At 64.7% G+C, this 15903-nt stretch carries 13 protein-coding genes; 3 read left to right on the top strand and 10 right to left on the bottom strand.

The window, feature by feature from the left end; genetic code table 11:
- Window positions 1-96: 96 nt before the first annotated feature.
- Complete coding sequence (locus tag EI171_RS15220; RefSeq protein ID WP_161533752.1) at window positions 97-879, top strand: ABC transporter ATP-binding protein; 783 nt, start codon at window positions 97-99, stop codon at window positions 877-879.
- Complete coding sequence (locus EI171_RS15215; RefSeq protein ID WP_161533751.1) at window positions 876-2435, top strand: glycine betaine ABC transporter substrate-binding protein; 1560 nt, start codon at window positions 876-878, stop codon at window positions 2433-2435. The genes EI171_RS15220 and EI171_RS15215 overlap by 4 nt, the downstream gene beginning before the upstream one ends.
- Before the next feature lie 190 nt (window positions 2436-2625).
- Here EI171_RS15215 and EI171_RS15210 read toward each other — a convergent pair whose 3' ends face one another.
- A complete protein-coding gene (locus tag EI171_RS15210; protein ID WP_161533750.1) occupies window positions 2626-4338 on the bottom strand; it encodes a sulfatase-like hydrolase/transferase in 1713 nt (570 codons plus the stop codon).
- A 199-nt stretch (window positions 4339-4537) separates the two neighbouring features.
- Complete coding sequence (locus tag EI171_RS15205) at window positions 4538-5191, bottom strand: TetR/AcrR family transcriptional regulator (protein WP_038966479.1); 654 nt, start codon at window positions 5189-5191, stop codon at window positions 4538-4540.
- A gap of 106 nt (window positions 5192-5297) precedes the next feature.
- On the opposite strand from EI171_RS15205, the gene EI171_RS15200 reads away from it, so the two are divergent.
- Window positions 5298-5918, top strand: a complete 621-nt coding sequence (locus tag EI171_RS15200; protein ID WP_161533749.1) for a hypothetical protein — start codon at window positions 5298-5300, stop codon at window positions 5916-5918.
- Between the two features lie 9 nt (window positions 5919-5927).
- Here EI171_RS15200 and EI171_RS15195 read toward each other — a convergent pair whose 3' ends face one another.
- From EI171_RS15195 to ilvN, 8 genes are all read right to left on the bottom strand, one after another.
- The gene (locus EI171_RS15195; protein ID WP_161537006.1) at window positions 5928-6779 is read right to left on the bottom strand and encodes an SDR family oxidoreductase; all 852 of its coding nucleotides are present in this window, start codon (window positions 6777-6779) and stop codon (window positions 5928-5930) included.
- 266 nt (window positions 6780-7045) lie between these two features.
- Entirely contained in the window at window positions 7046-8146 is a 1101-nt protein-coding gene (locus EI171_RS15190) for a DUF2336 domain-containing protein (RefSeq protein WP_161533748.1), read from the bottom strand.
- A gap of 51 nt (window positions 8147-8197) precedes the next feature.
- Window positions 8198-11581: a PAS-domain containing protein gene (locus EI171_RS15185; protein WP_246740544.1), complete on the bottom strand. Its 3384-nt coding sequence runs from the start codon at window positions 11579-11581 to the stop codon at window positions 8198-8200.
- A gap of 356 nt (window positions 11582-11937) precedes the next feature.
- On the bottom strand, window positions 11938-12957 hold the full coding sequence (ilvC, locus tag EI171_RS15180) for a ketol-acid reductoisomerase (RefSeq protein ID WP_011089237.1): 1020 nt from the start codon (window positions 12955-12957) through the stop codon (window positions 11938-11940).
- Window positions 12958-13090: 133 nt separating this feature from the next.
- Entirely contained in the window at window positions 13091-13693 is a 603-nt protein-coding gene (locus EI171_RS15175) for a LysE family translocator (protein WP_028176170.1), read from the bottom strand.
- 7 nt (window positions 13694-13700) lie between these two features.
- Complete coding sequence (locus tag EI171_RS15170; RefSeq protein WP_161533746.1) at window positions 13701-14576, bottom strand: EamA family transporter; 876 nt, start codon at window positions 14574-14576, stop codon at window positions 13701-13703.
- Window positions 14577-14645: 69 nt separating this feature from the next.
- Complete coding sequence (locus tag EI171_RS15165) at window positions 14646-15335, bottom strand: class I SAM-dependent methyltransferase (protein ID WP_011089240.1); 690 nt, start codon at window positions 15333-15335, stop codon at window positions 14646-14648.
- Window positions 15336-15338: 3 nt separating this feature from the next.
- Window positions 15339-15881, bottom strand: a complete 543-nt coding sequence (gene ilvN, locus EI171_RS15160) for an acetolactate synthase small subunit (protein WP_011089241.1) — start codon at window positions 15879-15881, stop codon at window positions 15339-15341.
- Between the last annotated feature and the right edge of the window lie 22 nt (window positions 15882-15903).

The raw sequence follows: 15903 nt of genomic DNA, 5'->3' as shown, positions 1-15903 counted from the left end.
GTTCAATCAATCCGCCAAGCGTGCTACGCATGGGCTTCGTCGCCTCCTTCACCCTCCCCTGGAGGGGGAGGGTAAGGAAGAGTGAGCCCCGTCCTGATGCCTTCCAAGCCCGCCATCAGCTATTCCCATGTCACCAAGAGCTTCGGCTCCCTCAAGGCCGTGGACAACGTGTCGCTGGACATCGCCGAGGGCGAGTTCGTGGCCATCGTCGGCGGCTCGGGCTCGGGCAAGACCACGCTGCTGCGGCTTGCCAACCGGCTGATCGAGGCGGATCTCGGCACCATCACGGTCGAGGCCGAGGACGTGCAAAACATCGATCCGGTCGCGCTGCGGCGCCGGATCGGCTACGTCTTCCAGAGCGGCGGGCTGTTCCCGCACTTGAGCGTCGCCGACAATATCGGGATCACGCCGAAACTGCTGGGCGCACCGGCAGCGGATATCGCAGCGCGGGTCGACGAATTGCTAGAGCTCGTGCAGCTCGACCGTGCCGCGCATCGTGACCGGCTGCCCGAGGCGCTCTCGGGCGGCCAGCGCCAGCGCGTCGGCGTGGCGCGGGCGCTCGCGGCAAAGCCCCGCATCGTGCTGATGGACGAGCCGTTCGGCGCGCTCGATCCCCTCACCCGCGACGCGCTCGGCGACGACTATCGCTCGCTGCATCGCAGGCTCGGCCTGACCACGGTCATGATCACGCATGACATGACTGAGGCGATCCTGCTCGCCGACCGCATCGCGGTGATGCGCGGCGGCAAGCTGCTCGCGCAGGGCACACCCGCGGAGCTCTCCACGAGCACCGACGCCTATGTGCTGGAGCTGCTGCGCACGCCGCGGCGCCAGGTCGAGCGGCTGAATGCGCTGCTGCCGCAGAGCGGTGCGGCATGAGCCTCTTCACCGATCCACGCTGGGGCGAGGCGCTGTCGCATCTGCCCGACTATCTCGGCAACCATGTGCGGGTGAGCCTGGCCGCGCTGGCGCTCGGCCTCGCCGTCAGCCTGCCGCTGGCGATCCTGACACGCAACCGCCCGGCGCCGCGCGGCATCCTGCTCGCGCTCGCCAGCATCGTGCAGACCGTGCCGGGACTGGCGCTGCTCGCGCTGTTCTATCCGTTGTTGCTGGCGGCGGCGTCCCTGACGCTCGCCTGGTTCGGAATCTCCTTCTCGGCGTTCGGCTTCCTGCCGGCGATGCTGGCGCTGGCGCTGTATTCGATGCTGCCGGTGCTGCGCAACGGCATCACCGGGCTGAACGGCATCGACCCGGCGCTGATCGAAGCCGCTGAGGGCGTCGGCATGACCGCGCGGCAGTCGCTCGTCCTGGTCGAGCTGCCGCTGGCGCTGCCGGTGATGATGGCGGGCATCCGCACCGCCGCGGTCTGGGTGATCGGCACCGCGACGCTCTCGACCCCGATCGGGCAGACCAGCCTCGGCAACTACATCTTTGCCGGGCTCCAGACCCAGAACTGGGTATTCGTGCTGTTCGGCTGCCTTGCCTCCGCCCTGCTGGCGCTCGCCGTCGATCAGTTGCTCGGCCTGATCGAGAGCGGCCTGCGCCGCCGCAGCCGCCTGCGCACCGGGTTCGGCGCGGTCGGGATCGCGGCACTGGTCGCCGCAACGCTGGTGCCGACGATGGGCCGCTCGTCGCAGGGCTACGTCGTCGGCGCCAAAACCTTCGCCGAGCAATACGTGCTGTCGGCCCTGCTCAGGGATCGCCTCCAGGCGGCCGGCCTGTCGGCCACGGCGCGCTCGGGCCTCGGCTCGAGCGTGATCTTCGGGGCGTTGAAGGCGGGCGACATCGATCTCTATGTCGATTATTCCGGCACGCTCTGGGCCAACCAGCTGCATCGCACCGACATCAAGCCGCGCGCCGAACTGCTCGCGGAGCTGAAGACAGCCCTCACGAAAGAGAACATCACCCTGCTCGGCGAGCTCGGCTTCGAGAATGCCTATGCGCTGGTGATCCCGAAAAAGCGCGCCGGGGCGCTTGGCATCCGCACCATCGCCGATCTCGCCGCGCACGCATCGGCGCTGTCGATCGCCGGCGACTACGAGTTCTTCTCGCGCCCCGAATGGGCGGCGCTGCAAAAGGCCTACGGCCTTCAATTCCGCGCCCAGCGCCAGATGCAGCCGGATTTCATGTATGCGGCGGTCGCCAGCGGCGAGGTCGACGTCATCGCCGGCTACACCAGCGACGGGCTGATCGCGAAATACGACCTCGTTGTGCTCGACGATCCCAGGCACGCGATCCCGCCCTACGATGCGATCCTGCTGCTCGCACCCAAGCGCGCCGGCGACGAGCGATTGCAGGCCGCGCTCAGACCGCTGCTCGGCAAGATCGACATCGCCACCATGCGCGAGGCCAATTTGCGCGCCAGCGGCAACGACGCGAATTCGTCGCCGGATGCGGTGGCGAAGTGGCTGTGGGGGAAGGTGGGCGGGCGGTAGGCCTGTGCTATTTATTCGGTGTCGTCCTGGCGAAGGCCAGGACCCATTCCCAAGGCTTGGTTATGTGGACGGTACTAGCAGCTCGCTCGATTTGATAGATCACGCGGTATGGGTCCTGGCCTTCGCCAGGACGACATTGGAGAGACATGGACGCTCCAAAAAACGCCCCCTCGCAAAACGCGTCAGAGCGCTACAGCCCCCGGATCATCCCCGCATTGATCAGCAGCCGGTTGAGCCGCCGCGCCTCGGCGCCGTCCTTGCAGCCGTAGAAGATGCCCTTGCAGCGGAGCATGATGTCCTTTTGCACGGCGAAGGACGGGTCGAGCGGGATGCCGGCGGCTTCCTGGATCACAAGCGGCAGATAGGGCCCGTCGATCGTGTCCATCACGGCCTCGCTTCTGACCGGCTCGAAATTGACGGCGTCGATCGCGTAGTAGGTCGCGTAGAGACGCGGATCGTAGGCGTCGAGCTTCTTGCCGATGGCGCCTTCGTCGAGCCCGGGCTCGAGGATGTTCGGCGCAAACTCGGGCTGATGATCGCCATAGCGCACGATCAGGAAGGGCTCGCCGGGAAACGTCTTCTTCAGCCCGGCGACGAAAGCCTTGTACTGCTCGGCGCTCATCGCCTGCCGGCGCAGATATTCGTCGATGGACGCCACATTGCCCGGCGCGCGCCACTTCGGCAGCAAATCGGGACGGAAGCGCGTCTCCCAGGGGAAATGATTGGCGCCGAGATAGATGAAGGTGAACAGCGGCTTGTTCGGCGTCCGCTCACCCATCAACCGGAGCGCCTTGTCGTAGAAGAACGAGTCCGGTTCGACGTCCTTGGCGCCGAGGTCCTTGGAATCGAGGAAGCGTTCGACGCCGGTCGTCATCTGGAAGCTGCGTGCGCCCATGAAACCGCCATAGGCGGGATAGAGCGACAGGGTGTCGTAGCCGCAGCGGCGCAGCGCCAGCGGCAGGCCGCGCTCGACGCGGCCGGTTGCGATGCGCGTCACGAAATACGCGAAGCGGCCGAACGAGCGCGAGGAGAGGCCGGCGAGCACGTTGTACTCGGTGAACCAGCTCGGCCCGCCATTGCTCTCGGCCAGAAAAGTGCGCTGTTTGCCGTCCCATGACTTGAAGTGGCTGCCATAGCCCTGCGGCACCTTGATGCCCTGGGCGGCGCGGATGTCGAAGCTCGATTCATCATGGATCATGATGATGTTCGGCCGGCGGCCCGCAGGGTGGCAGGCGTCCACCAGCGGCATGTTGAGCCGCTCGTTGGTCGAGGCGGCCGATTCCATGAAGCCGTATTGCGCGAAGTCGGACACCGCGCTGACGCCGGAGCGGAAGAACTTCGAGAGATAGCCGTCGTCGTAATATCCGCGCCAGGCCTCGTCCGGATGATAGAGCGAATAGCCGACCAACGCGGCGAGACAGGCGAGCTTGCAGGCGAGCGCCGGCAGGCGGCGGATGCGGAACGGATCGAGCCACCACAGCGCGTACATCAGCGGCAACGTGACGAGACCGGCCAGGATCACCGACCAGCGCAAATTCGGGAAGATCGTGAACAGGAACGCGACGGTGTCGCGGTCGATCATCATCAGGTCGATGAAGTTGACCGTCATCTGCACGACGTCGTGCTTGAGCCGCGACAGCAGCACCAGCACGACGACCAAGGTCAGCGACAGCGCGCCCGACAGCGCCGGCCGGCGCAGCAGCGTGATCCAGAAGAAATTGAGGATGCCCCAGGCGAGCGCGAAGGAGAGGCGCGAGCCGAAATCGGTCTCGGTCTCGTACATCAGCGCGAGCGCCGCCAGATGCGGCGCGGCGACCGCGAGCAGCCGCCAGATGCCGAGCGCGGCAACGCTCGCCAGCACGGCAGTCGTGGCAGAAGGACCTGGATTGGGCGCGGACGCCATCGACGACACGCAACAGCTGGTCCGGCACGATGATCCTAGCCGTCTGGCCGGCCCGAAGGCGACTAGGGCGTCCGGCGCAGCCGGAAGCCTGCACCGTGTCATAAAACTGTAACGGAACAGTCAAGGACAGGCAACGCGCGCCGCGATCCGACCTTCGCTTATTCCTGGCGGGGGCGAATGTGCCGCACGGCAAACGACGCTAGCGCCTGGCAATCCCGGCGATGAACAGGTCGATGACCCCTTCCGCCATCCGCTCGACCTCCCCCTCCTCCACGCCCCAGCGCGGAAAGTGGCCATCGAGATTCATCCGGGCAAAACCGTAGACCAGGGCGCGACCGGCGATCTGGATGCGCTTGAGGTCGGCCGACGGCAGCAGGCCCTGCTCCGCCGCCTCGGCCAGCATCTGCTCCGTCAGGGCGATTAGCTCGGCATTGTCGCGCGTCAGCTCCGCGGAGCTGCCATGGGCGAAATAGCGCCCCGTGGAGATGATCTCGAAATGTGCGGGATTGCGCATCGCCCAGCGCAGATAGGCAAGGCCGAAGGCGCGGAAGCGGCCGAGCGGATCGGCGGCCGGAGCCTCGCCCAGCGCCTTCTCGATCTCCGCACGAAAGCGCCGCTGCGCCTCCCCGGCCACCGCCGCCATCAGCGCGTCGCGGTTGGGGAAGTGCCGGAACGGCGCGCCCGGCGATACCGCGGCCCGGCGCGCAGCCTCGCGCACGGAGACCTCGGCGCCTTCGGCCGCCAGTTGCAGCGCAGCATCGATCAGCACGCGGCGAAGGTCGCCGTGGTGGTACGGCCGGGCCTGGGATGTTTGGCGGCGCGCGCGCGGCCTGGAGGTCTGACGGGCGGGCATCGGGCCTTCTAGCATCACCCGAACGTGAATGTAAGCAGCGATTACACCATTGACGGATATGCCGGCCATAAATGTAATCGATGATTACATAAGGGAGGAAACCACCATGTCACAACGGCAAAGCTGGCTCGAAGGCTGGAGGCTGCTGGCCGCCCTCACCCTCAGCCTGATCGTCCTCAGCCTGTGGATCGCCTCGATGCGGCAATTCGAGGTCGAGGGCGTGCGGGTGGTGATCCGCTTCACGGCGCGCAGCTCGCTCATGCTGTTCTGTCTCGCCTTCGGCGCTGCGGCTCTCGCCCGGCTCTGGCCCAATGCCTGGACGCGCTGGCAGCGCCGCAACCGCCGCTATCTGGGCTTGAGCTTCGCCGCCTCCCACGCGATCCACGCGGTTGCGATCGTCGCGTTCGCCAATATGGATCCGGCCGACTTTGCGGAGGCGACCTCGGCCGCCTCCTACATCTTCGGCGGCATCGGCTATGCCTTCATCATCGCGATGAGCGCGACCTCGTTCGACCGCACCGCCGCGCTGCTCGGGCCGCGCGCCTGGCGCGCGCTGCACCTCACAGGGGGCTATTACCTCTGGCTCCAGTTCATGGTGTCGTTCGGCAAGCGCGTGCCGGCGATGCCGCTCTATGCCGCTTTCCTCCTTCCGCTGCTCGCCGTGATTGCGCTGCGGCTGATCGCGATGGCCGCCCATCCGCGCGGACGGACCGTCGCGGCGCGCTGAAGCGGGGCGTCACCCCTGCGGCAACAGCCCAAGCTGCTTGGCGATGATCCGATCGAGCGTCCGTTTCGGCAGCACGGCCCCGATCAGATGCCGCATCGGGTTGGGCGTGATCTGGTAGCGCACCTTGGGGCTTGCCGCGGTCAGCGCCTCGAACACGATCTCGGCGATGCGCTCGGCGGGCAGGCCCTTCGCGCCGAGCGCCATCATGAACGCCATGACCTTGTTGAGCGCCGGCAGATAGGGCGAGTTCTGGTAGACGGAGAGATCGATCTCTTCAGCCTTGCTCCAGATCGGCGTCTTCACCGCGCCGGGGGCGACGATGATGACGTCGATGCCGAACAGCATCAGCTCGCGGCGCAGGCTTTCCGACAGTCCCTCGATCGCGTGCTTGGAGGTGCAGTAGGGCGCCGACAGCGGATTGCCGTTCTTGCCTGCGACCGAGCTGATCATCACGATCCGCCCCTTCGGCCCCTTCAGCGACGGGTCCGCGCCGAGCAGCGGCCCGAAAGCCTGCGTCGCGATCACAGGGCCGATGACGTTGATGTCCATCTGGCGGCGGAAATCATCGACCGACAATTCGAGCACGGGACCGGCCACCACGACACCGGCATTGTTGACGAGGCCGGCCAGCGTCTCGCCGCCCAGCGCCTCGCGGACGTTTCGCGCAGCAGCGAGGACTGCCGCCTCGTCGGTGACGTCGAACAGGAGCGGTGTGAAGTTGGCGCCGAACTCACCCGTGAGCCGGTCGGCGTCGGCCTGCTTGCGGACGCTGCCGAACACGCGATAGCCGCGCCCGACCATGAATTTCGCAATGGCCCAGCCGATGCCGGTGGACGCGCCGGTGACGACGACAGATCGCATGGTCATTCCCCAAAAGTTCCCGCGATCATGCAGGAGGAAGGCACCGGTGCGCAATGCCGCCCAGCTCTCAAGCAGGCGCGGCAGATGTCGGTTCTTAGGATGAAGCGGCGCGCGAACGTCGGGAAATGAGATTGTTTGCGCCTTGAAAAGGCGGATGAAGAGCCGAATCCTTGTCTCTGAAGGCGCCGAGCTTTTGGCGATCGCGAAATTCTGAAAAAATCTGAAAAACGGCGCGAGACCAGGAATGTGGTTTGGGTTCGCGTCCGCTAGTGGACAGGACCCTGGCCGGCCCGCTCGCGGAGCCGGTAGAATTGGAGCGCGGCCTTCGCAGTATTTGGCTTCAACCGGAGGAAGCTTGCAAAGCACTGCTCCAATCGTTCTTTCGCCTCGCGGGGTGAACCGGGCTGAAACGTCAAGATCGCCTTCGTCGTGTCCCAGGACAGACCGATCGCCTTCGCAAGAATGAGAATCTGCTCGGGCTCGGAGCGGACCAGCGCACGCTCGATCGCTCCGATCGGCAGATCGCTCATGAGCGACAGCGCGACGGCGGTCTTGTCGAAGCTCCGCTCGCCGATGAAGTCGAGCACGCGTGCCTCGTCGAGTTGCCCACCCGAATGTAGCGACCTCACCTCGGCCAACGCCCGGGCATGTTCGCTCGAGCCTGCCCGGGCCATCGTATGAAGCTCATCGGAGCTCTCCGCAATGGCACTCCGGATCAGCGCCGCCTGGCGCGGATCGGCCGCCTCCAGCTTGCGCCTCACCATCTCGGACGCATGGACGAACAATTTCAGCAAGCTCGCGCGCGGGATATCGGGGCGAGCCCAGATGCAGATGGCGAGCGCGCCATGGTCCCGGGCCCGGCCGGTGAGCCGGGACATTCCCTGGACCGAGAACCTGGCCCCACCGTTACCGGCTGTCCGCACCGCGACGTCGCTGTTGCCGCGTTCGACCAGGACGTCGGTGACGGGTTCCGTCAACTGGCTGCGGCCGGCGATGGCCAGCAGGTGATCCTGGCTCTTGGTCCGCGCGTTCTCCGCCAACGTCACCTCGTCGAGCCGTGGTGAGTGCTCCAGCACCGGCGCGGCCACCTCGGGCGCATCGTCAAACGCCAGCAAGCGGATCGTGCGGGGTGGCGCGTCAGGCAATCTGGAAAGCCGGCCCCCGAAGGTCGCCCGCGCGGTGCACTCGATATTCTTGAGAAGCGTGCTCATCACCCCGTCGAACAGATCGATCTGCACGTCGCTGAACTTGCCCGAGCCCAACACGAAGAGATCGGCGACTTGACGCAGAAGCTCGGCGCGCTTCGACAGTTCCGGGCTCGCCAGCGCGATCTCGAGTTGATCGATCAGGCCGTTCGCCAAATTCATCTCTCGTGACCCTGGGGTCGAGTTGCCTGTGTTCCGACGGAGGTCATGAGATCACGCGACGTTTTGTGCCGGCAACGGCAAATCGAAACTGATTTCAGAGTTCGGCACAGGTCGCCCGAACAGGTATCCCTCGACGAAGTCCACGCCCGCTGCTTGAAGAGCCTCGAATTGCGCACGGGTCTCGACGCCCTTGGCGACCGTGGCGACATCGAGACCGCGCGCCAATGCGACCGCGGAGGCGACGACCGCGGCGCAATCCCTTCGCGTCGTGCAGTCCTTCACGATCGCGCGGTCGATCTTGAACTTGTCGAATGGGAAGCTCTGGAGGTAGCTCGCCGCGGAATAGCCCACACCGCAATTATCGAGGACGACGCCGACACCGAGGTTCTTCAGTTGCCGGACCGTCAGCAGGTGGGCCGCAAGATTCCCGTCCAGGAGCGCAGCGTCCGGTATTTCGAGTTCGAGCCGCTCGGGCGACAATCCCGACTCGACCAGCGCGCACAGGACGACGTCGAGCACGTTGCTCCTGTGGAACTGGGCGGCGCTCATGTTGACGGCGACCCTGATGTGCGCTGGCCAGGCAGCCGCGTCCAGGCAGGCCTGTCGCAATATCCATTCACCGAGCGGCACCATCAGTCCGGCCTGCTCGGCGACACCGAGGAACAGGAAAGGCGCCAGCACGCCCTTCGAAGGGTGATGCCAGCGCACGAAACATTCCAGGCCCGTCATCGCGCGCGTTCTGGCGTCGATCACCGGCAGGTAGTGCAGCTCGAACTCGTTGCGGGCCATCGCTTCCCGCAGTTCGCCTTCCATCGACTTCTGTGTGTCCGCAGCTTCCGTCATTTCGGGCTGGAAGATGCGGAAATCGTTTCGGCCGGCAGACTTCGTCGCGTAGAGCGCGACATCCGCCTTCTGCAGCAACGTCTCGGCGTCGGCGCCGTGCTCCGGCGCGAAGGCGATGCCGACGCTGGCGCCGACGCTGACGCGATGGCCGTCAAGATCGAAGGGTTGCTCGATCAGGCCGATGATCCTCAGAGCGAGAGCAATCGCGCCCTCGCTCTGATTTTTTTCGTTCTCCTGGATGATCGCGAATTCGTCACCGCCGAGCCGCGCCAGCACATCGGTATCCCGCAACGACGAACTCAGCCGCCGCGCAACCTCGACCAGCAACTGGTCGCCCGCGGCGTGACCGAGCGTATCGTTGACGGCCTTGAACCTGTCGAGATCCAGCATCAGCACGCTGAACGTCGTGCCATGACGCTGCGACCGCTTTGCGGCATCGTCGAGCTTTTCGGAGAACACGGCGCGGTTCGCAAGACCCGTGAGCAGATCGTGCTGCGCCAGATAGGCGATACGCTTCTCGTTTCTCGCCCGATCGGTAATATCCTCGTGGGTCGTGAGCCAGCCGCCATCCTGCATCATGTGGCGCGCGATCGCGACCACCCTGCCGTCGGCAAGTTCCCGGATCTCGCTCAGCTGCTTCACGTTCTGGCTGAGATAGACGTCCGGCGCGACGTCGGCAAAATACGTCCCTTTTTCGCGCCGATATTCGAGAATCTGCGCCAGCGAAGTGCCTGGCCCGATCTGATCGCCGCTCAGATGATAAATTTCGGCATAGCGCGCGTTCGAAACCACGATCCTCTGGTCCGCGTCGAACATGCAGAGCCCCTGGGACAGGTTGTTGAGGGCAGCATCGAAGCGCATATTGATCGCCTCCAGCTCCGCTGCCTTCTGGGCCAGCATCTGCTCGCCGCGCTTTTGCTCGGTGACGTCTTCGTGCGTCGCAACCCAGCCGCCGTCCGGCAGCGGCTTGCGCTGGATCAGGATCTGGCGGTGGTCTTTCAACGCGTAGTCCTGCTGTCGCTGGGTCGGCATGATCTGGACATGCTGGTCGACCGACAGCGAGCTGGTTTCACCGCGATCCGCATAGTGCTGCAATATCCGCTGCAGCGGCGTGCCTGGCTGTACCAGTTCGTCCGGCAGATCGTACATCTGCTGGTAACGGCTGTTGGAGACGACCAGGTTCTTATCGGCGTCAAACAGGCACAGGCCCTGATTCATGTTGTTGATCGCGACATCGAACCGCGTGTTGATGAGCCTCAGCTCGGCGGCATTTTCGGCCAGCAGGATCTCGTCTCGCCGTCTCTCGGTGATGTCCTGATGAGTCGCGACCCAGCCGCCATCGGCCATGGGCGTTCGCAGGATCGAGATGATCCGGCCATCGGCAAGCGTGAGGATTCGCGGCGCCCGGTGCTTTGCGCCCTCGAGGAATTCCTCCGCGTCCAGTTCGGCTCCCGTCGCCTTGTAGTGGCCGACGATGCTGCTGAGCGGCGTTCCAGGTTCGACCTGCGACTCCGTGAGATCATACATCTCGCGGTAACGGCTGTTGGCGACCAAAAGCCTCTCGTCGGCGTCAAACATGCTGAGCCCATGCGGCATGTTGCTCAACGCAGCATCAAACCGGGCACTCGCAGCCGCAAGCGCATTCGTTTGCCGCCGCAGCAGGAATGTGCCGATCAGAATAATGGTGACGATCGCGGCAGCCAGCGGGCCGAAGGTGTAGAGATGCCGGTACAGCGGCTGCAACACGTAACTACGCGAGTAAGTCACCACCAGAACCAGCGGCAGGCCGGACACGGCCTTGTACCCTGCGATGCGCGTGACGCCGTCGACGGGGCTGGTGAGCTCGTATGAGCCCGACTCGGAGACCGGCAGATACTGGGTGAAGAGCGGGCCGCCCGCAACCGACATGCCCAAAACGTTGCTCTGTTCCGGAACGCGCGCCAGGATCCGCCCGACGCGATGGAGCAGGACGACCGAGCCGTCCTGCCCCAGATCTATCTTGCGGTAGATCTTGAGGAGAAAAGATTGATCGAGCGGTGCAGTGACGATGCCCGCAAAGCTCCCGTCCGGGTTGTTCAACCGGCGCGACGCCGCGCTGAACCACTTGTCGCCGCCGGCCGAACGATAGGGTGGCGCAACGAACAATCCGGTGCCGGCGCCATCGCGCTGCGCGATGAAGTGCGACATGTCGGAGATGTTGCTGCGCGGCGGCGCGTGCTCGTAGGAATGCGCAACGACCGCGCCGGACGCATCGGTCCAGCCGACCGCGACGAGAATCGACGAGCTCTTGACCAGTTGACGCAACGCGGCATTGGCCGCACCGGGATCGGCGTATTTTCCGGACAAGGCGCCCTTGCGGATCGCCTGCGCCTCGAGCAGCACTCGATCGATGTCTTCGAACGTCACCGCGGCATGCTCGGCAAGAATGGCCGAGAGATTGAGCGCGTCGGTTTTCGCTGATGCGACCGCTTCTCGATAACGGATGCCCAGATCAACGAGAAACAGAGCGACGACAACGAGCGAAAACAGCAAGCCCAGGATCGTGACGGACGATCCCGGCGATCCGGCCAGCCTTCGCCAAGCGTTCAGCATTGTCCATCTGCAGTACGAGCAATGGCTCACCCTCGCTCGGCCGCGCTAAGATTTGGTTGATCTGCCTATCGCAATTCGATCCCGTAGTCGTACGGAAATCAGGTCAGCAACGGTGCCCTAATACTTGGGGAGCGCTGAAAAACATCCATGCTGCTGCAAAACCGAGGTCGGTTTCGGCCGGAGCTTCGCGCCGCGCGGGGGGAGCGGCGCGCACGATCAGCGAGATCACACCGGCGCGAGGCGGACATCACCTGGCCGCTTCAGACCGGGACTGCTCCATGCAGACCCCGGAAGCTGGTGAATATGGATCGAGTTCCGGGGGGCGCGACTTCGTCACGCCCCCGGAATGACGGTGCTTAGTTCTTGCTCTTGTCGACCAGCGCGCCCTTCTTGATCCAGGGCATCATGTCGCGGAGTTTCGCGCCGACTTCCTCGATCGGATGCGCGGCGAGCTTGGCGCGGGTCGCCTTGAACGAGGTCTGGTTGACCTTGTTCTCGAGCATCCAGTCGCGGGCGAACTTGCCGCCCTGGATGTCGGCGAGAACGCGCTTCATCTCGGCCTTGGTCTCGGCAGTGACGATGCGCGGACCCGTGACGTACTCGCCATACTCGGCGGTGTTGGAGATCGAGTAGTTCATGTTGGCGATGCCGCCTTCATAGATCAGGTCGACGATCAGCTTCACTTCGTGCAGGCACTCGAAATAGGCCATCTCCGGGGCGTAGCCGGCTTCGACCAGGGTCTCGTAGCCGCCCTTGATCAGCTCGACCAAGCCGCCGCAGAGCACGACCTGCTCGCCGAACAGGTCGGTCTCGCACTCTTCCTTGAAGGTGGTCTCGATGATGCCGGCGCGGCCACCGCCGACCGCAGAGGCGTAGGACAGGCCGAGGTCGTGGGCGTTGCCCGAGACATCCTTGGCGATCGCAATCAGGCAGGGCACGCCGCCGCCGCGCTGATACTCCGAGCGCACGGTGTGGCCGGGGCCCTTCGGCGCGATCATCAGCACGTCGAGGTCGGCGCGCGGGTCGAGCAGGTTGAAGTGGACGTTGAGGCCGTGGGCGAACACGAGGGCGGCGCCCTTCTTCATGTTGTCGTGCAGGTGCTCGCGATAGATATCGCCCTGGAGTTCGTCCGGGGTCAGCATCATGACGAGGTCGGCCCATTTGGCGGCTTCGGCGACATCCATCACCTTGAAGCCGGCAGCTTCCGCCTTCTTAACCGAGCTCGAGTCCTTGCGCAGCGCAATGGCGACTTCCTTGACGCCGGAATCCTTCAGGTTGAGCGCATGGGCGTGGCCCTGGCTGCCGTAGCCGACGATGGCGACCTTCTTGCCCTTGATCAGGTTCAGGTCGGCGTCGCGATCGTAATAAACACGCATAGGTCGTTTCCTCGTTCAGGGCCGAAATCGGCCGATGGTCAGTGTCCGAAGGGTGAAATTTGCGGATTTCGGGGGCTGTCTAGAGCATTTTCAGCCCTGAGGGAAACCCGTTTCTGCATGGAAATCCGCGACATCATGCATCCATGAAAACGGGGTAGAGGGAGGCCAACAGCAGGATCGCCATCAGGATATTGAAGGCGCGGACCAGCCGCTCGGAGGTCAGGATCGGCCGCAATGCAGTGCCGAACAGCGCCCAGACCACGGTCGAGACCGTGCCGACGAGCAGGCTGATCAGGGTCTGGATCACGATGTTGATGGGAAACCGGGCAATCGCCGCATAGGCGGTGATGGTGCCGATCACGATCACCCAGCCCTTGGCGTTGATCCATTGGAACATGGCCGCGCCCCAAAAGGTCATCGGGCCGCGGCCATCTTCCTCGCCCGGCTTGGTCGGGCCGGACATGGCGATCACGGCGGCAAGATAGATCAGGTAGACCGCCCCGGCATATTTCAGAATGGTCTGGAGGATCGGATAGGCCAGGAACACGGTGCCGAGCCCGACGCCGACGGTGGCGACCATGAAGGCAAAGCCGATGACGATGCCGACGATGTGCGGGATGGTGCGGCGGAAGCCATAGGTCAGGCCCGACGCCAGCAGCATGATGTTATTCGGCCCGGGGGTGAAGTACATCACCACCATGAAGGCGAGGAAGGCATAGAAGAGCGAGTAGGCCATATTCACCTCACGCCGTCTTCGGCAGGATTTGCGGACGCCTCGCCAGCACCATCACGGCGATTCCGCCGATCACGGTCAGCATGCCGGCGAGGCGCAGCGGGCCGAACCGTTCGCCGAACACGATGCTGGAGGCGGCGGAGCCGACGAACGGCACCAGCAGCGCGAATGGCACCACCTGGGCCGCGGGATAGTCGCGCAAGAGGCGGCCCCACAGCCAATAGGCGATGCTGGTGGAAATGCCGCCGAGCATCAGCATGCAGAGCGCCGATGTCAGGGACATGTGCGTCAGCGACGTCCAGGTCGACGCCGGCCCGTTGGCGATCAGCGCTAGCACGAACAGCGGCACGGCCGAGGCGACGCACAGCCAGGCGAACAGATCGAACATCGGCACGCCGCGAGCGCTGCGCAGCAGCAGATTGCCGATGGCAAAGCTGATCGGCGAGATCATCAGCACCGCAAAGGCGGCAACGCTGAAATCGTAGCCGACGGTGCCGCAGATCATCAGCAGGCCCGCTGCGGCGATGACGATGCCGAGCGTCTGCACTTGTGTCGGCCGCTCGCCGAAGGCGATCGCGGCGAAGCCGATCGTGAACAGCGCCTGGCTCTGCACGACGACACTGGTCAGCCCGACCGGCACGCCATGGGCGATGCCATAGGCCTGGCTCAGGAACTGGCCGAGAAACAGCGTGAAGCTGATCGCGATCAGCAGCGACCATGCGACCTTCGGCTTGGGAATGAACAGGCACGGCACCGCAGCAATAATGAAGCGCATCGCCGTCATCAGTTCCGGCGAAAACTCGTCGAGCGCGATCCGGCTCGCCACGAAGGCAAGCCCCCAGATGATCGCCACCAGGAGGGCGATGAGGATGTCGGCCGGCTTCATTGTTGTTTCCGGTTCTGCCCTGTCGTGCAGCCCTGTTTCTTGTTCTGGTCTAGCCTTGCTCGCCGGCCTTTACGTGGAAGGATTGGGTTTCCGCAGCAGATAAGTGCCGTGCATCGGCGCGTGATAGTCGGCCGAGACCAGCGTGAAGCCGACATCGGACAGCATCCGCTCCATCACCCAGCCGAAGGTGGAATATTCGTCGCGCATATGCGTGACCACGCCCTCGCGCGAGAAATCGTGGTTCTTGATCTGGAATTCTGCCCACTGCTCGACGTCGCGCTCGACCGCGTCGGGCATCGAGGCATAGACGATGTCGCGCAGATAGAAGCTCGCCCCCGGCTTCAGCGCGCGGAAGATCCGCGACATCGCCACCACCTTCCAGAAATCCGGCAGATGATGCAGCGTGAACTCGCTGACGATCAGATCGTAGGATTCCGGCCGGTAGGCGAAGCTGAGCAGGCCGGCCGACTGCGTGCGCACGGGCGCCTTGCGGTCCCGGGCATAGATCTCGGCGAGCGCCAGCATCGCCGGCGAGATGTCGATGGCATCGACCTCGGCGCCCATCAGCGCAGCTTCGGTGGCGAGCACGCCGTTGCCGCAGCCGATGTCGGCGATGCGCCAGCCGCGCTGGACACCGAGCATTTTCAGGGCGGCGCGCGCCCGCAGATCGGCATCGTCGTGGCTGTCGTAGATCGACGCCACCGCGGGCTCGATGCCCATCCGGTTCCGCTCGTTGTAGTACCAGTCGCGCGCCAGCATGGTTCACATCCCTTCAGGCCCGCGGCCGATCGCGGCAACGCCCGTGCGCGACACCTCGACAAGGCCGAGCGGGCGCATCAGGTCGATATATTGATTGATCTTGTCCGTATTGCCTGTGATCTCGAACACAAAGCTCTCGGTGGTGGCGTCGATCACGCGGGCGCGGAACGCATCCGCCAGCCGCAGCGCCTCGACCCGGTGCTCGCCCTGCCCGCGCACCTTCACCATCGCCAGCTCGCGCTCGATCGAGCGCTTGGTCTGGGTCATGTCGACAACGCGGTAGACCGGGATCATGCGGTCGAGCTGGTGCTTGATCTGCTCGATCACCATCGGCGTGCCCGTGGTGACGATGGTGATGCGCGATAGATGCTTCTGCGCCTCGGTCTCCGAGACCGTGAGGCTCTCGATGTTGTAGCCGCGCCCGGAGAACAGGCCGATGACGCGCGCGAGCACGCCGGGCTCGTTCTGCACGAGCACCGAAAGCGTATGCGTCTCGTTGGGATCGTGGCGATCCTCGATGAAATAGGCGGATGCGGGCTGGTTCATTGTCGTCCCCTCTTGTCTCTCC

The organism is Bradyrhizobium sp. LCT2, from assembly GCF_009931255.1.
GTDB lineage: Bacteria > Pseudomonadota > Alphaproteobacteria > Rhizobiales > Xanthobacteraceae > Bradyrhizobium > Bradyrhizobium diazoefficiens.
Note: the sequence above shows the minus strand (reverse complement) of the source record. Positions and strands in the feature narration are given on the sequence as shown.